Source organism: Bryobacter aggregatus MPL3 (genome assembly GCF_000702445.1).
Lineage (GTDB): Bacteria > Acidobacteriota > Terriglobia > Bryobacterales > Bryobacteraceae > Bryobacter > Bryobacter aggregatus.
In genome coordinates this window covers 212,898-231,257 of record NZ_JNIF01000003.1, presented here as the reverse complement: position 1 = coordinate 231,257, position 18,360 = coordinate 212,898, and the positions used below count along the sequence as shown (strand labels likewise).

The 18,360-nt window shown below is 59.2% G+C and carries 15 protein-coding genes; 5 read left to right on the top strand and 10 right to left on the bottom strand.

Features of this window, described 5'->3' with window-relative positions:
- Positions 1–8: 8 nt before the first annotated feature.
- Together M017_RS0101405 and M017_RS0101400 are read left to right on the top strand one after the other, a co-directional pair.
- A complete protein-coding gene (locus tag M017_RS0101405) occupies positions 9–1,898 on the top strand; it encodes a tetratricopeptide repeat protein (RefSeq protein ID WP_031495209.1) in 1,890 nt (629 codons plus the stop codon).
- Positions 1,882–3,804: a hypothetical protein gene (locus tag M017_RS0101400; protein WP_031495208.1), complete on the top strand. Its 1,923-nt coding sequence runs from the start codon at positions 1,882–1,884 to the stop codon at positions 3,802–3,804. The genes M017_RS0101405 and M017_RS0101400 overlap by 17 nt, the downstream gene beginning before the upstream one ends.
- Here the strand turns inward: M017_RS0101400 and M017_RS0101395 are convergent.
- On the bottom strand, positions 3,740–5,098 hold the full coding sequence (locus M017_RS0101395; RefSeq protein WP_162179805.1) for an efflux RND transporter periplasmic adaptor subunit: 1,359 nt from the start codon (positions 5,096–5,098) through the stop codon (positions 3,740–3,742). The two genes, M017_RS0101400 and M017_RS0101395, sit on opposite strands and share 65 nt — an antisense overlap.
- An 86-nt stretch (positions 5,099–5,184) precedes the next feature.
- Here M017_RS0101395 and M017_RS0101390 point away from each other — a divergent pair, with 86 nt between their 5' ends.
- Complete coding sequence (locus M017_RS0101390; protein WP_031495204.1) at positions 5,185–6,420, top strand: MFS transporter; 1,236 nt, start codon at positions 5,185–5,187, stop codon at positions 6,418–6,420.
- 60 nt (positions 6,421–6,480) lie between these two features.
- Here M017_RS0101390 and M017_RS0101385 read toward each other — a convergent pair whose 3' ends face one another.
- From M017_RS0101385 to M017_RS0101355, 7 genes are all read right to left on the bottom strand, one after another.
- Complete coding sequence (locus M017_RS0101385; RefSeq protein ID WP_031495202.1) at positions 6,481–7,347, bottom strand: sugar phosphate isomerase/epimerase family protein; 867 nt, start codon at positions 7,345–7,347, stop codon at positions 6,481–6,483.
- Between the two features lie 5 nt (positions 7,348–7,352).
- Positions 7,353–8,354: a nicotinate-nucleotide--dimethylbenzimidazole phosphoribosyltransferase gene (gene cobT / locus M017_RS0101380; protein ID WP_035957582.1), complete on the bottom strand. Its 1,002-nt coding sequence runs from the start codon at positions 8,352–8,354 to the stop codon at positions 7,353–7,355.
- Positions 8,351–8,851, bottom strand: a complete 501-nt coding sequence (locus M017_RS27270) for a histidine phosphatase family protein (protein ID WP_162179804.1) — start codon at positions 8,849–8,851, stop codon at positions 8,351–8,353. The genes cobT and M017_RS27270 overlap by 4 nt, the downstream gene beginning before the upstream one ends.
- Positions 8,836–9,588 (bottom strand): adenosylcobinamide-GDP ribazoletransferase, encoded by a 753-nt coding sequence (locus M017_RS0101370; protein ID WP_031495196.1) that lies wholly within the window; start codon positions 9,586–9,588, stop codon positions 8,836–8,838. The genes M017_RS27270 and M017_RS0101370 overlap by 16 nt, the downstream gene beginning before the upstream one ends.
- A 107-nt stretch (positions 9,589–9,695) precedes the next feature.
- A complete protein-coding gene (glpK, locus tag M017_RS0101365) occupies positions 9,696–11,171 on the bottom strand; it encodes a glycerol kinase GlpK (RefSeq protein ID WP_031495195.1) in 1,476 nt (491 codons plus the stop codon).
- Positions 11,172–11,196: 25 nt separating this feature from the next.
- Positions 11,197–11,964, bottom strand: a complete 768-nt coding sequence (locus M017_RS27265) for a hypothetical protein (protein WP_051669411.1) — start codon at positions 11,962–11,964, stop codon at positions 11,197–11,199.
- Positions 11,965–12,020: 56 nt separating this feature from the next.
- Positions 12,021–12,842 carry a hypothetical protein gene (locus M017_RS0101355; protein WP_031495192.1) on the bottom strand — a complete coding sequence of 274 codons (822 nt, stop codon included), beginning with the start codon at positions 12,840–12,842 and terminating at the stop codon, positions 12,021–12,023.
- A 94-nt stretch (positions 12,843–12,936) separates the two neighbouring features.
- On the opposite strand from M017_RS0101355, the gene M017_RS0101350 reads away from it, so the two are divergent.
- Complete coding sequence (locus tag M017_RS0101350; RefSeq protein WP_031495191.1) at positions 12,937–13,272, top strand: PadR family transcriptional regulator; 336 nt, start codon at positions 12,937–12,939, stop codon at positions 13,270–13,272.
- The gene (locus M017_RS0101345; protein WP_238325779.1) at positions 13,272–15,983 is read left to right on the top strand and encodes an ABC transporter permease; all 2,712 of its coding nucleotides are present in this window, start codon (positions 13,272–13,274) and stop codon (positions 15,981–15,983) included. The genes M017_RS0101350 and M017_RS0101345 overlap by 1 nt, the downstream gene beginning before the upstream one ends.
- Here M017_RS0101345 and M017_RS0101340 read toward each other — a convergent pair whose 3' ends face one another.
- Together M017_RS0101340 and mutY are read right to left on the bottom strand one after the other, a co-directional pair.
- Positions 15,984–17,354 (bottom strand): choice-of-anchor V domain-containing protein, encoded by a 1,371-nt coding sequence (locus tag M017_RS0101340; RefSeq protein ID WP_031495187.1) that lies wholly within the window; start codon positions 17,352–17,354, stop codon positions 15,984–15,986.
- Between the two features lie 22 nt (positions 17,355–17,376).
- Entirely contained in the window at positions 17,377–18,354 is a 978-nt protein-coding gene (gene mutY, locus M017_RS0101335; RefSeq protein ID WP_051669410.1) for an A/G-specific adenine glycosylase, read from the bottom strand.
- Between the last annotated feature and the right edge of the window lie 6 nt (positions 18,355–18,360).

Below are 18,360 nucleotides of genomic sequence, written 5' to 3'. Positions count from 1 at the left end.
TGTAGCCCATGATGTTTCGCGCGATTCTATTCACTGTCTGTTTGTATGGCCAGGACAGTGGTCTCGATCTTGCCTATTCGCATCAGCGTGCAGGCCGTCTGGCGGAGGCTCGTTTTGCCTTTGAAGAGTCGTTGCGGGGGAATCCAACGAATGAATCGGCTCGGCTCGACTACGCCTACCTGTTGTTGCGTATGGGAGAGACCGTGGAGGGGCGCGATCAGATGCGGATCGTCCTCAAGGCTCGCCCTGCCGACGAAGCGCTTGCGCTGGAATACGCCTATCTTGCCTACGAGACGCGCAAACGCGCTGAGGCGTATGAGATCTTTCTCCGCCTGAAACTTGCTCAGAATGAGGCGGTTCGCAAGCAGGCCCAGGAGACTTGGACGAGTCTGGAAACGGAGCTGGAGCAGTCGATTGCCCGCTGGACTGAGGCGGCCCGCAAATCACCCAATAGCTATAGCGTGCACGAGGAACTGGCTCGTCTCCTCGAAGATCGCAATGACTGGGTGAATGCGGCTGCCGAGTATCGGCTTGCCTTTGGACTCAAGCCGGACAAGCGCAGCTTTCTTCTCGACATCGCACGGGTGGAGCGTGAGGCACTCCGGCTCGACTATGCAAACGCTGCGATACTCGCCGCCTCCCGGACAGGGCCGGACTTTGTGGCCGAGGAGGCGAGAGAGCAACTCCCTACCCGATACCCCTTCGTCTACGAGTTTCGTTATGCGATCCAGATGGACCCGCTCAATGTGCCACTCCGCCGGGAACTTGGCTTTCTGCTCCTGAAGATGAAGCAGGACAAGGATGCGATTGCCGTATTTGAGGAGTTACTCCAGTTGGCTCCCGATGATGCCCTATCTGTGGCGCAGCTTGCCTTTCTGCGGGTGGATCGGGAACTGCCTCCGATCGACGACTCCGGCCTCAGCGGGATTCGCGATCTGGCGGTGCATAGCCTCGAGAAGGGTTATCTCAGCGATGCGTTGCGTTATCTCGAGCAGTTGTATGAGCGCGATCCGGCGGATGCGGCAACACATCTTCGCCTCGGTTGGGCCTACAACATGAACAAGAACGATCGCGAGGCGCTGAAATGGTTTGATCGGGCCAGGCGGAGTACAGACCCGAAAATTGCTGCGGAAGCGGAACGGGCTTATCGCAATCTACGCCCATCGTTGGCGCCTCTCCGCAGCACCACTTGGATGCTGCCGTTCTATTCGAGCCGCTGGCGCGAGGTCTTTGCCTATGGCCAGGCGAAGCTGGAATTCCGATTGCCCTTCACCTCGCTGCGTCCATATTTCTCCACCCGTTTCATTGGAGACCTGGGACTCAATCGCCTCCACACCGCCGGACCGGGCGGCGTGGTGACGGCACAGGGACTGAGTGAGAATGCGATTGTCGGTGCGGTGGGGCTTGCCACTCCGCGCCATCATGGCCTCATGGCCTGGGGGGAAGTGGGGGGCTCCTGGCAATACTTTGCAAAGTCACAAGGCACGGCGACCATCCGCCCGGACTATCGTGGTGGCCTGAACTTTACGCGTGGTTTTGGCGCTGCGAATCTGGGCAGCGAAGGGGGCTGGTTTGCGACGACCTCGATTGATGCCGTGTTTCTGAGCCGTTTCAACAAAGACACCTTGTTCTATGGGCAGAATCGCATTGGCTATCACCTCTCAGACAAGCCAATCCAGTTCTATGTCAATCTCAATCTCACGGGCGACATCCAGCGCATGGACTGGGCAAACTATCTGGAGATTGGCCCAGGCGTGCGCTGGCGTCCCCCGGCGATGCCGCGCTCACTTTACCTCTTTGCAGACGCCGTCTATGGCCGTCATCTCCTGAAAGACATCGCGCGGCCCAGCCGCTACTTCGACCTTCGCGCAGGAGTCTGGTATGCGTTTACTTATTAGTGTTCTGTTTGCGGCACGGCTCGTTGCGCAGACCTACCAAATGGCGCATCCGTCGCCGGGCTGGGAGACCGTGCTGCGCTCGCTGGGACAGCTTCCTACGAGCGGGACGCCGCATGTTCTGGTCCACCCCAGCACTGAGTCTGCAGGGGGCATTCTGATCCTTGAGGGGCATTCTCCGCTGGCGGGTCGCTTGGGGATTGCGCGTGCGGAGGGCATCGTGAAGTTGCGGCAGATCCGTGATGTTGCGAGTCCGGAACTGCCAATTGTCTGGGCCAACGAAGCGGAGATTGAGAGCGCAAAACTCAGCTCCGAGTGGCAGATCCGTGCCCGGGATCGCTGGAGCGGCGAAGCGGTTCTGGCCATTCGCAAACTCCCGCAGGGCGCGGTGCTCTGGACGGCGACGGAGATTGGCGCATCAGGCTATGAGCGGTATCCCTTTCTGCCGCAAGCTTTGCTCGCTGCCGGGCTGGAGACGAGTGTCGAAGGGCGGGGCTTGTGGGCTTTCTTTGATGCCAGTTTCCGTTATCGCGTTGATCTTCCTTATCTGATTGCGCAATGGAAACGTGCGGGGATCTCTGCCATTCATGTGACGAGTTGGCAGTTTGATGGCGCTCCCGCCGAGCGCCTTGCCTGGCTGAACCAACTGATCGCACTGTGCCATGAGAATCTGATTCAGGTCTATGCCTGGGTGGAGTTGCCGCATGTCAGTGGTCGCTTCTGGAACGAACATCCCGAGTGCCGGGAGCGTACCGCCACCGGGATGGAGGCGAGCTTGGACTGGCGGCGGCTGATTAACCTGGTCCATCCAGGCTGTGCCGCGATGGCCGAGGCGGATCTTCTCACGCTGCTGCGCAGTCAGGATTGGGATGGCGTGAATCTGGGAGAGCTGTACTTTGAATCGCTCGAAGGGCATGGGAATCCGGCGCGCTTTACACCGTTCAACGACGATGTCCGGGCGGACTATCAGAAGCGCTTCGGCAGAGATCCGCTGGAGGACTTGAGTGGCGAGGGGTTGCCGCGCCTGCTCCAATACCGTGCGGATCTAGCGGCGCAACTCCAGTCCGATTGGCTGAGCAAGCTTGCAACGATTCGCGAGGCGAAGCCCGACTTCGATATTGTCCTGACGCACATTGACGATCGCTTCGACACTGGCATGCGCGATGCTCTTGGGGCGGACGCGGCCCGCCTGCTGCGCGGCACCGAAGGTTTGAACATGGAGTTTCTGATTGAAGATCCTGCGACGGTTTGGCATCTGGGGCCGAAGCGCTATGCCGAGATTCGCCAGCGCTATCAAGGGCTCACAGACGATCCGGGCCGTCTCGCCATTGATCTGAATATCGTCGATCGTTATCAGGACGTTTATCCGACCAAGCGGCAGACTGGGGCGGAACTGGCGCAACTGCTCCATGAGGCTTCGTCGCACTTTGCGCAAGTCGCTTTGTACTTTGAGTACTCGCTCCGGCCTGTCGATCTGCCTTTGCTCGGGATGGCCAGCGCGCCGGTGACGCATTGGAAACGTTTGGAATCAGGGAATCTGGAGATTCGGCTCAGCCGCCAGGCGCGGGTGCGCTGGCGAGGTGCGGCTCGTGTGAATGGCATGCTCTGGCCTCTGATGGACGGAGAATCTCTGCTGTTGCCTGCAGGCGAATGGCAGATTGAAGCTGCCGAAAAAATGCCGGCGATCCGTGTGGTGGATAGCAATCTGAAGCTACTCGGCGTTCGGCCGTCCGTAGCTGGCTATGAGATCGACTATGAATGCCGCGCCGCGGGAGCACTGCTGGTGGAGGAGGGCGATGGTCGCAAACGCATCCCGTTGCCACGAGGGCAGGGGAGTTTCCGCCTTAGCGCGACGCCAACTGCTGCACCGGCTGTGAATAGTTCAGCGCAAGCTCTTCTCCGTCCTTGACGCCGGAGTGGATGGCCACCTGGGTGCGGTTGGAGGCTCCGGTGGTGACTTCGCGTTTGACAAAGCTGGAACCAGACTTGGCAAAGACATAAGACTTGCCTGCTTCCTCATGCAACGCGCCGCGAGGAATCACGATCGCCTTTTCTTCACTGATGCCAGTGAGCACGTCTGCGGCGGCGGAAAGATCGGGGATCAGCTTCGGGTCGTAGCCATCAATTGCGACACGAACCGGAATGGTCCGGATGTAGCCTTGCTGGCGGCTGCCCGCGACGGCGAGGGCGCCGACGGAATAGAGTTTTCCGTCAAAGGTGAGGCCAGGGAAGGCGTCCAGTGAAATCGAAGCCTTCTCGCCAATGCGGAACTGGCTGACTTCTGCCTGATTGATCGTGCCTTCCAGTTGCATGCTCTTCGGGTCGACCACCTTCATCACCAACTGCCCGGGCTGTACGACGTCGCCGACCTTAATCGAGTCAAACTCACCACCGCGGAAGATCGATTGCACCACGGCCATGCCGTCCATCTGGGCAACCACGACAAACTTCTTCAAGTCCACGCCGTGGCGGGTGCGGTGGCGGACATGGCGTTCTGTGGTGAGCTTGAGGATCTGTAGCTCAGAGGCTTGCGATTGCCGCTTCATGTCGACTTCGCGCAGCAATTGGTTGTACTTCGCTTCGGCTTCTTCGACGGAGAGCTGGATCAGTTCCTGATCGAGGGAGGTGCGCAATTCCTTGGCCTTGGCGTCGAGACGAACCTTGTCCAATTCCGATTTCGCGACGCGAACGCTCTGCTGCAGGTTTTCAAGATCGAGAGCTTGTTCTGCTTTGCGCTTCTGCAGATCGCCCTCCGCCTGGATGACGGTGACGGCCAGATCGTCGATGTGATCCTGCAGGGATTGCCCGTCGATCTCGAGAACAATCTGCCCCTTGCGAATCAGGCTGCCATTGGGAGCCATTTTGAGGATCGTCATCGGACGATTGCCTTCCGGGCCTGTCAGCTTCGGAGCCGTCATGTTCGAGAAGTTGCGTGCCGTGGTGACGCCGGTGACGCGCGCATTCTGGTGCAACGCGCTATAGCGGGCGGTCACGGTCTTGACGACAGGAAGGGCTGCAAGCAACTCGGCTTCCTTCTTGGCGGCATACCAACGCCAGCCTTGCACACTGCCCACCAACAGGACGAGGAGTGAGGCCCAGATCACCCAGGAGCGATTGCTCTTTGGCTCATCTGGCGACGGCACCAGTACCGGTCGCGGAGACGGGGCTTGGGGAGAAGGGACAGGATTCTGGATCGCGGACATGAAATTAACCTTAATGGTACTAGACGCGCACCTGGAGGAAAAGGCGCCCCTTTTCTTCATTTCGTTACGTTTATACTCGTGAAACTGTGACTGTTGCGCCTCTTTCCTCCAAAGCCGAGATCCGCACCCGTTGGCTCGCGCTTTGGGCGGCCATGCTTGGCTTTATGCTCGATGCGATGGATGTTCTGCTTTATTCTTTTGCTCTGCAGAGCATCCGGGCTGAATTTGGACTTTCCAACGAGCAGGCCGGGCTTGTCTTTACCTATACGCTGCTTGCTTCCGCGGTGGGTGGCATCTTGAGTGGCATGGCCGCCGATCGCTTTGGACGGCAGCGCACGCTCATCTTTACGATCCTGCTCTATTCCCTCGCCTCAGGGGGCAGCGCGACGGCGCAGTCTCTGCCACAGCTTTTGTTTTGGCGTTCACTGGTGGGGTTGGGACTGGGCGCCGAGTGGAGTGCGGGTGCGGTGCTGGTGGCGGAGTACTGGCCGAGCGACAAGCGGGCGCGTGCTGTTTCTTTGATGCAGAGCGGTTGGGCCATCGGCTATATCCTTGCGGCGATGGTGGCTGCAACCGTGCTTCCGAGCTATGGGTGGCGGGCGATGTTTCTGATTGGCGTTCTGCCCGCCTTGCTGGCGGTGTGGATCCGGCGCAATGTTCCGGAGCCGCCGCTCTGGCAGAATCGTACCGCTCCTGCCGGCCGTTTTCTCGATATCTTCCGTGGACCGCTGCTGCGCATCACGCTGGTGGCCACGGCCTTGGCAACGACCGTGCTGTTTGCCTATTGGGGTGTTTTCACCTGGCTGCCGGGTTTCCTGGCTGCGCCGAAGTCTGTTGGGGGCGCGGGGTTTAGTGTCGTGAAGACGAGTGGCTGGATTATTGCAATGCAACTCGGGGCGTTTGCGGGTTACAACTGCTTCGGAGTGCTGGCAGACCGCCTGGGGCGCAGGCTGGCTTTTGCTATTTATGTTGTGGCAGCGGCGATCCTGACCTATGCCTATGGCAGTGCGCCGCGCTGGGCCGGTGAGGAGGCGCCGACGGTGCTGCTCTTTGCCGGTCCGTTCCTCGGCTTCTTTGGCACCGGCTTCTTTTCGCTGTTTGGTACGATGCTCGCCGAGCTTTACCCGACTGCGGTGCGCGGGCTGGGCCAGGGTTTTGTCTATAACTTTGGCCGGGGACTGAGTGCGCTTGCGCCGCTGACGGTGGGGGTGGTGGCGGACAAGAGCGGTTTGGAACTCGCGCTGGTTCTGAACTCCGGCTACTTCCTGCTCGGCGCCTTCATCGTCTTCTTTCTTCCAGAGACGAAAGGCCGCGAACTGTAAACGGAAAATGCGCCCGCAGGCAGCAGCCTGGGGCGCATTGGGATGGAGACTGGGAGCGGCTTAGCCTGCCGAGAGGCCGCGCATGTTCCAACCGCAAATCGTCGAGCCGAGCATCTTGTTGTTGTCCGGGCCTTCCCAATGTGTCTCGAGGCTCAGGAAGCCGCGGTAGCCATCGGCGACGAGCGCGGCAATCTGTCCCTTCCAATCGACATCGCGGGTGCCAACGGGGCCCCAGATGGGCGTCATACCTTCCATGTGGCAATCCTTCACGTGGACATGCGCAATGCGGTCGGCTGGCAACAGCTTGTAGCCGTCCGGGAAGGGAACTTCGCCCGAGACGAGGGCGTTTGCCGGATCCCAAACCAGCTTCAGGTTCGGATGCTGCACGCGGGCGAGCAGTTTCTGCGCTTCTGCGGCAGTGCCGATGTGGCAGGCATGCTCGTTCTCGATCCCGATGATGAGACCCTGGGCTTCCGCCTTCTTGGCCAAGCCTTCGAGTGCCTCGACTACGGCCTCAAAGCAGGCGTCCGGATTGACGGTACGCCAGTAGCTGAAGACCCGGATGAACTTGGCTCCGGTGATCTCGCAGATCTGGAAGGCGCGATCGAGCAGGCGGGGCTGGTCTTCGATGCTGTACTTCGCGTTGAACATGTCCTGCTGGAAGCGCGTGTCGACGGCGGGCCCATTGGGCAGAACGCACTTCAGGATGGGGGAGGCGATGCCGATGACAGAGATTCCCTGGGCTGCACAGGCGTCTGTGGCGCGCTTGAGTTCGTCATCGCTCAGATCCATGATGTTCTTGCCAAAGACCACGCGGAGTTCGGCTCCGGTCATGCCGATGGAGTGCATCGGGGCGAGTGCGGCGTCGAGATCGGTGGGCGAAAATTCGTCTGTAATCGCCGCGATCGGTAGTTGAAGTTCGTTCATCTCGTTTAATAGTTTCTCAAAGTCTTTTCGATCTGCTCTTTCGATTGGGTGCTGACCTGTGCGGACTCAAAGCTGGCCATGTCCCGGTACAGCGCCATGGCGCTTCGCACCAGATGCATGCCCAGGATCGCTCCGCTGCCTTCGCCGAGCCTCATACCCAGATCAAACAACGCTTCGGCCTGGAGGGCTTGGAGCATCCGGATGTGGCCCCGCTCTGCCGAGCAATGGGAAAAGATCAGTGCCTGCCGTGTTTCGGGAGCAAGTCTAATGGCCGCCAAGGCGGCGGCGCTGGTGATGAAGCCGTCGATCACCACGGGAAGCCGGAGCCGGGCGGCCTCCAGCAGAAAGCCCGTCATCTGGACAATCTCAAAGCCTCCGACGGAAGCGAGGATGCTTTGGGCGGTGGCGCCTTGCAATTGATGCAAGGCGAGCGCCCGGTCGATGACTGCTGCCTTGTGGACAATGCCTTCATCGCTGAGTCCCGTTCCTGCACCGGCGACTTCGATGCCCGGAAGACCCTCAAAGGCGGCCAGGATCGCGGCGGCGGAAGTCGTGTTGCCGATGCCCATTTCGCCAATGCCCACCAGGTCAAATTTTGCCGCGGCCTCGGTGGCTTTCTGGCGGCCAGCTTCGAGATGGCTTTCACATGCGGCGGCGCTCATGGCGGCCTGCCGCGCGAAGTTCGCAGTACCCGTGCCGACACCGGCATCGACCACTTCGACCACGACGCCATGCGCGCGGGCCAGCACATTGACGGCGGCGCCCCCGGCCATAAAGTTTGCGACCATCTGGCGCGTGACTTCTTTCGGGTAGAGGCTGATACCCTCTTCGGTGACGCCATGGTCGGCGGCGAACAGATAAAGGCCGAGCCGTTCACAGGCAGGGAGTGCTTCGCCGCGAATCAGGCAATAGTCGCGAGCAAGATCCTCCAGGCGTCCCAGGCTGCCCTGTGGTTTGGTTCTCGAATCCCAACGTGCCGCAATCTCATTCTGCAATGCTGCTTTCACAGTTTCAGTCTGACAAGGCCGCCATAATCCTGCTGAAAATTTAGAGGGGATTCGCCGCTGCTGAGTTCTCGCAAGACGCTGTTGACCCCGAGATGGGCCACCACGATGGCAGAGCCTTCGATGCGCCGGAGTCCAACAGCCACGCGCTTCCGAAACGCGCTCCAACTCTCTGCCCCCGGCACGGTGTAGCCCAACCAATCGGCGAGCTTGCGTGCGGCTTCCTCTGGGAAGCGTTGCTCGATCTCGTCCCAGCGCAGGCCTTCCCAGGGGCCGTAGCTAATTTCGCGGAACTCTTCAATGAGCGTCACCGGTGTTCTGAATACGGAGGCTGTCTCTTGGGCACGCCGCAGCGGACTGGCATAGACAGGCCACGCTGAATCGAGCTGGATCGCCCGAGCCTGCTTCCAGCCTGTCTCACTGAGGCCGGGGTCCAAGGAACCGAGAAACACTCCTGATAGCGTTGGCTCGCCGTGCCGGATCACTAGAAGGTCGGCCAAGAGTAGACCACCAGGCAATAGATCACGGCCACTTGCTGTACGGCTCCAAAGCAATCGCCCACGACCCCACCGAGCCGGGCGATGAAGTAGCGCCGCGCGATCGCCACAATGAGCAGCAATCCACCGAGGAGCCACAGCCTTAAGCCAAGAGCGATGAAGGAGGAGAGGAAGACCGCTTGTACGATCGAGGCGAGCAGCAGGAAAAAGTTCCGGTTCTCGCTTAAGCTAGCGCCTGAACCTTCGCGTGCCGCTGGCGTGACGAGCGCCAGCCAGAGGATGGCGCAGCGCGACAAGCCTTCTGCCGCAGCAACATAGCCCATGATCTGAAAGGGATTGAGGTAAGGGTTTGCTGTCCCCTCGAGGCCCTGCCAGCGAAGGATCAACGCAATGCCGATGGTGGCTGCGCCAAAGGCTCCGACATGGCTGTCCTTGAGAATTGCGAAGATGCGCTCGCGTGTTCTGCCCTTGCGCACCGCATCGGCAATGTCCATCAGGCCGTCTTCATGCAACATTCCTGTCAGCACCAGTTGGATTGCAAGCGTGAGGGCTGCATTCAGACCCATCGGGGTGGGGAGCCATGCCATGGGCAAGGACGAGAAGAGGCCGATCATGGCGCCCACAATGGGAAAGAACGGTGCCGATTCGTGAACCGGCGCTGTTCTTCCCTGGATTGGCAAAACTGTTAGAAACTGGAACGCGCCCATCAAGCGCAGCAACAGTTTCTCAAGAAAGTTCATTCTCTAGAGTTTTAGCGCACCTAGAGGATGGTTTTGTTGGATTTCACACTAAGTACGTCAACTTCGAGGATCTGTGGTCCGCTGCAGCCGACCTTGGTCTGACGCAATCAAGAGCGTGTTTTTACAACAGCGTGTTTCCAGCCCGCCAGGAGTGAGTCGCGTTGACTGGCTGGCATATTGGGTTCAAATCGCTTTTCGATTCCCCAGAAACTCTCGAGTTCTGTGGTTCCGTGGAAGTGTCCGACGCCCAGTCCGGCCAGATAGGCGGCGCCGAGCGCCGTGCTTTCAATATCGACTGGCCGCACGACAGGGCAGTCGAGGAGATCGGCTTGGAACTGCATTAGGAAGTCATTGGCTGCGGCGCCACCGTCGACACGTAGTTCTTTCGGGGCCTGTCCGGTGTCGCCGTGCATGGCTTCCATCAGATCGTAGCTTTGGTAGGCGATACTTTCGAGTGCGGCGCGTGTGATGTGGGCACGCGAGGTGGATCGGGTTAAGCCGGTGATGGAGCCACGAACTTCCGGGTCCCAATACGGCGCGCCTAACCCGGTAAAGGCCGGAACCATATAAACACCGTCGGTATGAGGCACCGATCGTGCCAGCTCTTCGGTCACCTTCACGTCGCCAAAGAAGCCGAGATTGTCCCGCAGGAATTGCATGGCCGCACCCGCGACAAAGACGCTGCCCTCGATCGCGAAGTTTGCTGTTGCACCCGAGGCGGCGCGTGTGGCCAGCAGGCGATTGGCAGACACCGGGCGTGTTTCTCCGGTGTGCATCAAGGCAAAACATCCTGTGCCGTAAGTGTTTTTTACTAAGCCGCTGCGGAAGCAGGCTTGGCCAAAGAGGGCCGCTTGTTGGTCGCCCGCGATGCCTGCAATCGGAATCTCAACGCCGAACATTTCGGGCGTTGTTACCCCCACCACTTCGCTGGAACTGACGATCCTCGGCAACATGAGCTTGGGGATGTCGAAAATGCGGAGTAACTTGTCGTCCCAATTGCCGCCTTCGAGATCCATCAGCATGGTGCGCGACGCGTTGGTCGCGTCTGTGACATGCACTTTGCCGCCACTGAGTTTCCAGATCAGCCATGTGTCGATGGTGCCGAAGAGCAATTCGCCATTGGCTGCGCGCGCCTGTCCATCGGGAATATGGTCGAGAATCCAGCGCAGCTTCGAGCCGGAGAAGTAGGCGTCGATCACGAGGCCGGTTTGCTTTTCGATGTACTCCCGATCTGCGCCACGGGCGAGTGCTTCGCAGTACGAAGCGGTGCGCCGGCACTGCCAGACAATGGCGGGCGCTACGGGTCTGCCTGTCGCTTTTTCCCAGACGACGGTGGTTTCCCGCTGGTTGGTGATGCCGACGGCGAGAAGCTCACGGACACTCAGCTTGGCTGCATCGAGTACCCGGCGGGCGGCTGCGAGTTGAGCGCCCCAGACGACCTCCGCGTCCACTTCCACCCAGCCCGGTTTCGGGTAACTCAACTGGAAAGGAACGGCGTGGATGGCACGTCTTTGCGCGCGGTCATCATACAGCGCGGCTCGCGCACTCGTGGTTCCCTCATCGAGGGAAAGTAAATAGGGCACGAAAGGATTGTATGCGAAAAATGGCTTATGGAATCGGGAGGCGGCGGCCCATGACACCACCGGTGTTCGATTTCTTATTGCTCACCGGGCCCGGCCCGTCCGTACCGCGGCGAACGCCGCCGACACCCTGGAAATCGATATCGTTTTCGTCAAACTGGAGAGGCCGGTCGAGCAGCATTTCGAGCGTCGATCCCTTGGCAAGTACGACATCGGGTCCGCGGGTTAACAGCACGCCCATCAGCCCGGCTGCGGCTCCTGCTGCAGCGCCGATACCGAGTCCCATACCCGTACTCTTGGCTGCGGCTCCGGCGATGGCGCCCACGGTAGCGCCTGTCGTGGCGCCGACGCCAATGACCTGCGCATCGCCGCTCTTATTGCCTTCGCCCTTGATCTTGCCTTCTTCGCGATCAAAGCCCTGATTGTCGCGGCCATCGATGGAACCGAGTCTCGACTTGAAATCACGTGTTACGCCATTGGGGAGAATCAGCGTATCGAAGCGAACGTACAATTCGCCTTTGCCCTTCACCCTGCCGGGCCGCTTCAGGCTAGTGACCGTGCCTGCCACGCTCGAGCCGGGAGGGATGACGACCTTGCCATTCACCATGATGGGAAAGAGGCTTTCGAGATAGACGCGGTCGCCTTCGACGGCATGCTTCGTGCTGACGCTGTTGAGCATGGTGAGAGGAATGTGAGTGCCAGGGTCTACCGTGAAAGTCTTCAACGGCGCTGGTTTGTCCACCACGTCCTGTGCGCACAATCGCAACGCAGTCAAAAGAACAATGGCGCTTCGCATAACTCTCATTCTAACCTCTAGAAGTGAAACGCCGATGACTGCTCAGGAGTTGCACATTAGTTACTGCGCACATTCAGGCGTGTTCCCGGATCGCTCCAGTTTCCGCCGATGCCAATTTCGAGGATCGGATCGTCCCCCAACTGCCCCGGGAGCCTGAGGTTCATCTGGTACAGACCTGCGTAACCTGGAGTGACTCCGACATAGAAGATGGAATTCGAATCGATTTCGACTCCGTCCACACGCGCGCGATATTCCGTTCTGCGCTTTACCTCAGCGGGTAAAGTTGGCACCAGGGTATTGCGCTCTTTCACCTGGATCGCTCCGAATCCGGTTCCGTAGAGCACGATGATCTCGCCGGGAGCCGCTGGGTTCGAGGGGGTGATGATGCTTCCGTCGGCGTGTGTGGCGGCGGCAAAAGGACCTTCTCCTCGAAACAGTTCGGGAGATTCTCCCTGGATCGCGATGGCGACGGTGGGGCCGCTTACCAGATCGCGAAAGACCCGCAGGTTCGCGGTGCCGGGATCGAAGTCGGCTGGGAGCAAGACATTGATCTGCTTGGGAGAGACGAAGTAGAGCGGCAGCCGCAGGCCTTGCACCTGGACATAGACTTCGCCGTTTGGAGTGGTGGTTGGCAGAGTGGGGGAGTGGAGATCCTGTTCGCGAATGGCCCAACTGAAGTGCGAGAGATTTTCTCCATAGATGGTGAGCAGAGTATTGGGTGCAATCCGGCCGGGTCGTAACGCGGCGGCGCTCGTGATGCTGTTGCCCGAATAGTCAGGTTTCAAGAGGAGCGACTGGGCGGCGAGAGTGGAACTCAGTACGGCTGTGAGCGCGAGAATCTGATGGAAGAGCACCGCATGAAAAGTGCGGTGCTCCACGGAGAGTTCTCAGAGAAAGTGAATGGGCAACTCCAAGAAGAGCGCTTTTGCGGATTGCATTACCTAGCTAGTTATGTATTATGGTTATGCAAACATGCCGAAAAGCAGAAACGATAAATTGCAAGGCACCCTGACGCTTCTTGTCTTGCGCACTCTCAAGAGCCGCGGCTCTTTGCATGGTTATGGGATTTGCGAACACATCAGCCGGGTCTCGGGGGACCTGCTCCAACTCGAGGAGGGTTCCTTGTATCCGGCACTGCACCGGATGGAGCAAGACGGCTGGATTTCCTCGCAATGGGAGATCACCGACAAGGGCCGCAAGGCAAAGTTCTACACCATGTCTCCGCGCGGAGAAGAGCAACTGGCTGACGAAAACGAGACCTGGTCCCGGCTTGCGCGCGGGGTCACGCGGGTCCTGCGGTACTCCTGATGGCCTGGCTCGACCGCTGGCGCAATGTCTTCCGGGCCGAAAGCCTGAATCGTGAGATTGAGGATGAGCTGCAGTATCACCTTGCCGAGACCGTTGACCGTCTGGTTGCGGAGGGTATGAGCGAACAAAACGCCTGGCGCGCAGCGCGATTGCGCTTGGGCAACTATTCCGCGCAGAAGGAACGAACGAGAGATATGAATATTGCTACCTGGCTGGATGCGACCCGCGCCGATTTTCTCTACGGGATTCGTCAGTTGCGGCTTGACCCCGGTTTTGCCACGATCGCGATCCTTTCGCTTGCACTCGGCATTGGCGGCAATACCGCGATCTTTCAACTGATCGACGCTGTCTGTCTGAAGAACTTGCCTGTACAAAACCCGGAGGAACTGGTTGCGGTCGATTTTGAAAAAGGCTCTTCACGGCCCGGAGTTTGGTATGGCCGGTCCGCCGCTGTTTCTTCGCAGCAATGGGAATTGATTCGCGATCAGCAGCGGGTATTTCGCAGTGTTGCCGCCTGGAGTCCAGACCGTTTCAACCTTGCTGACGGAGGCGAGCCGCGCATGGCGGAAGGGCTCTATGTGAGCGGCGATTTCTTCGAGGTGCTGGGTGTAAACGCGCTTCTTGGCCGCACGCTCACGGTCAAGGATGATAGCGCCGCCTGCAATCCGGGTATGGTGCTGAGCTATGCGTTCTGGCAGCGTGAGTTTGCCGGCGACCCTGGAGTTCTGCAGCGTAGTATCCGGCTGGGTGGCCGTGCGATTCCGATTCTGGGTGTGATGCCTGCGGCCTTCTTCGGCGTCCAGGTTGGCAATCAATTTGACCTGGCATTGCCTCTTTGTGCGGACCGCTTGCTGGCGAACGATCAACAGGGCCGTGCCCGCATCCCTTTTTCCTGGTGGTTATCGATCCTTGGCAGGTTGAAGCCAGGCGAGACCGTGGCAAGCGCCAGTGCGCAACTGAGGACGCTTTCGCCCGGGATCATGCAGTCGAGCCTGCCACCCGCCTATCAACCGGATACGGCAAAACGCTTTCTTCAGAACAAGATGTTTGCGGTGGAAGGAGGATCGGGATTCTCGCGATTGCGCGATGACTATGAGCGTCCGCTCTGGCTGCTCATGGCGATCACCGGTTTGGTGCTTCTGATTGCTTGCGCGAATCTGGCCAATCTGCTGCTTGCCCGGGCTTCTGTGCGCGAACGGGAGATCGCCATTCGATTGGCGATCGGGGCCTCGCGCTCCAGACTGGTCCGGCAGCTTCTGGTGGAAAGCCTCCTGGTCGCTTTGGCCGGCTCGGCTTTGGGCATGTTGCTGGCGGTGAGCCTCAGTGGCGCGCTGGTTGCCTTTCTCAGCACTGCGGACAATTCCCTTTTTGTGGATCTTACACTCGACTGGCGCATTCTGGGTTTCACGACCGTGCTCGGAGTTTTGACCTGTCTGCTGGTTGGCCTCTTGCCGGCTTGGCGTGCTACTCATCGCGCACCGGTTGCTGCGATGCAGGCTGCTGGCCGCAGCGTCACGGCGGGGAATCGGCAATCGAGCCTCCGGCGAATGCTGGTCATTACGCAAGTGTCTCTTTCGTTCGTACTTCTCTTCGGCTCGCTCCTGTTTGTCAGAAGCCTGCAAAATCTGCTTCATATCGATAGTGGCTTTCAGGCCGATGGACTTCTGACTGTCAACCTCGACTTCAGCAGTGTTTCCTATCCCAAAGAGCGGAGATTGGCCCTCTGGCGCGAAATGCAAGATCGATTGTCTGTCATTCCAGGTGTCGTCTCTCTTGCTCAGGCTTCGATCACTCCTCTCAGTGGCTCAAGTTGGGATGGCGTAGTGGGTGGGGATGCCACCCCGGCCAGCGGTAGTACCAAGAGCGCTTTCTTCACCGAGGTTGGCCCTGGTTATTTTCAAACCATGGGCACGCCTTTGCTTGCCGGCCGGGAGTTCAACGACCGCGACACATCGACTTCGCCGAAGGTCGCCATCGTCGATGAAATCTTTGCCCGCAACATCTTTGGCGGCGCGAATCCAATCGGACGTAGCTTCCATATGACTGCCGACCGCGGCAAGCCCGAGCCGGTTTATGAAGTGGTGGGACTCGTACGCCGTAGCAAGTATGGAGAGTTACGGGAGAATTTCAAACCGCTCGCCTATTTCGCGATTGTGCAGACCAATAACCTCGATCCGTCGGCTACCTTCGTCCTTCGGACTGCAGGTCCGCCAGTCCAGGTGATGGATGGCGTCAAGGCAACGATCGCCGCGCTGGGGCCGTCGATCGGAATCAATTTCCATCCCTTGTCAGTGCAGTTGCAGAATTCGCTGTTGCGCGACCGTCTCATGGCAACGCTCTCTGCAGGTTTCGGCTTCCTCGCCGTGCTTCTCGCGACGCTCGGCCTCTATGGCGTGATCTCCTACATGGTGGCCCAACGGCGCAACGAAATCGGTATCCGGATTGCGCTGGGAGCAGATCGATCGAACGTCATCCGGCTGATCCTGCGGGAAGCCCTGTTTCTTCTCGGCTGCGGTTTGGCCATGGGAAACATTCTGGCTCTGTTTGCGGGCAAAGCCGCGGCTACGCTTCTGTTTGGGCTGGAGCCTCACGATGTTGTGTCGTTGATGGCAGCCTCTCTGCTTCTGGCCCTCATCGCACTCTTGGCCAGCTACCTGCCCGCAAAGAAAGCAGCAGACGGCAATCCGATGGCGGCGCTTCGAAACGAGTGATTAGTTCGCGGTGGTGAGATAGACGCCAGACTGCGTCTTGACGCCATCGATTTCCATGAGAACTTCCTGATCGCCAGCCTGCAGATTGGGCACGACAACATTGAACTGGTAGAGACCGACGAAGTTCGGGGCGAGGCCTTTGTACTCGGTGGCGGCTGTTACCCCGCCGATGCTCACGCGGAAGGTGGAGCCGAGGTCGCTGGCGATGCTGGTGATGGTGCCAGCCGGAATGGCGGGGCTAGTGGCTCCGAAGCCCAAGCCATAGATGATGATTCTGTCGCCAGGCTTGGGCGTGCGGAAACTCAGTCCGGCGATGAGGCTCTCTTTGCCCGCGTAGGCTCCATCGGCGAATTGTGCGACTACATATTGCTTTCCACCAACAATGAAGGACGATGGTGCGAGAATTCCAGGCGCGCGCTTGGCGCCTGTCACCAGCACCGGATCGCTCGACCCTCCGGGCGTTTTCACCACCACCTGTATCGGCGCCTCCGCGATACCGTCCGGAACAACGACATTCAGTTGACCAGGGCTGATGAAGTAAACGAAAGCGGGCTTCCCATCGATGCTGACCTGGGTGTTCTCGAGATTTGTCGGTGCTTTGCCATTCACAAACTCATCGCCTCGCCAGGATCGCGTTGCGAGTGCAAGATCTTTGCCGAAAATTTCGAGATAGGAGCCCGCTGCGACCTTGGTGCCCCCACCGAAGGCACTCGCGGACACTGCACCGCCCGCGCTGATATTTGGTTGAATGCCTCCCGGTGCGGCGCTCGGTTGGAGCTTCAGCGTCTTCTGTAGAATCTTCGCTCCCTGAGGGGCGTTGCGGCCAGTGCTCGCGTTGGCGGCCACGTAAATGGTGACGGACCCCGCACTTGTATTTGCAGGCGGCGTCCAATCGAAGGCGAACTCGCCAGTGGCGGAGGGCGTTGAGTGTTCAATGTACTCGACGGGCGCTGTTGCCGGACAAACGCCGCCGGGGGAAAGACTACGCTCCCGATTGTTCGAACACAGCACGAACATATCTGGTGAGAGTGGCGTAAAGCTACCGGCCTGATTGGTTTGCAAGGGGCCGCTATCGGCTCGTGCCGAGACCTGAATTCCATAACGAACAGCAGCCCCGTCCTTGACCTTGATGGTGAATCGCTGTTTGAAGCCTGGCTGGTAACTGCTGCCTCCCTCCCAAAGAATCTCGATACCGCTGGCGTCTTTGGTGATGGGTCCGTTGTGGCAACTGCTCGAGGTGCAACTTGCCGGATCTTCTCCAGGCGCGCCAGTCTTTCCGGCATCTGGACCAATGGCGTAAGCCCACAGCAAGACTGGAAGACATCCGACTGCAATGGCTGCCCCAAAATGAATCCACCTGTTTCGAATCATCGATCGCCCCCCTTAGGCCGATTCAATTGAATAACTTGATGCACTTGCGGACGATTGTACTGAGAGTCAGGCTATCGACCTGATCGAGCGGGATCCATTGGCAGATCTTTCCGGGATCGCCTTGGAGTTTCGCTTCAAAGAGCTGGACACGATAGCGATGGTTGACGATCGAATGCGTGAACTCGCCGACGAGGCGTCCTGCTTCCACATCGTTGATCATGCCTGCTTCTGGCAGCTCCCAAAATCCGCGCAGGCGTTGGCTGTTCGCTGGTCGTTGCCACAAAAGCAGCTGTTTATCGTGAACCACCCAGAAGACCGCCTTGGGCTCGTCGATCGGCGGCCTTTTCCCGAGTTGAATGGGTAGGGTGTCTGCAAGTCCCTGAAGCCTGGCACCACAATCATCGTTGATAGGACAATAAAGGCATTTGGGTGCTTTGGGCAAGCAAATTGTCGCCCCTAGCTCCATTAAGCTTTGCTTATAAGTGCCGGGGTTTTTCTTATCGAGATGCTCCCGCGCGGTTTCGAGGAGTTTGGCGCGAGTTGCCGGCTTGCGGACATCCGCTTTTTCTGCGGTCCAGCGGGCCATGACACGTACGATGTTGCCGTCGAGCCCGATTTCGGGCAGGCCAAAGGCGATACTGGCAACTGCGGCCGCAGTGTAGTCCCCGACGCCGGGCAACTCGCGGATCTCCGCGTAGGTTGATGGAAAGCGGCCCATTTTCACCATTTGCTGGGCTGCTTTTTGCAGATTCCGGGCGCGGGAGTAGTAGCCGAGCCCTTGCCACATGCCGAGGAGTTCGTCTTCGGGGGCAGCGGCGAGAGTGGTGTAGTCCGGGTATTTTTCGAGGAATCGCTCGTAATAAGGGATGACGGCCGCGACCCGGGTCTGCTGCAACATGATCTCGGACAGCCAGATGCGATAGGGATCGCGAGTCCGCCGCCAGGGCAGATCACGCTGCTCGAGGTCAAACCATTGCTTCAGTCTTGGAGCGATCCGCATGCCGTT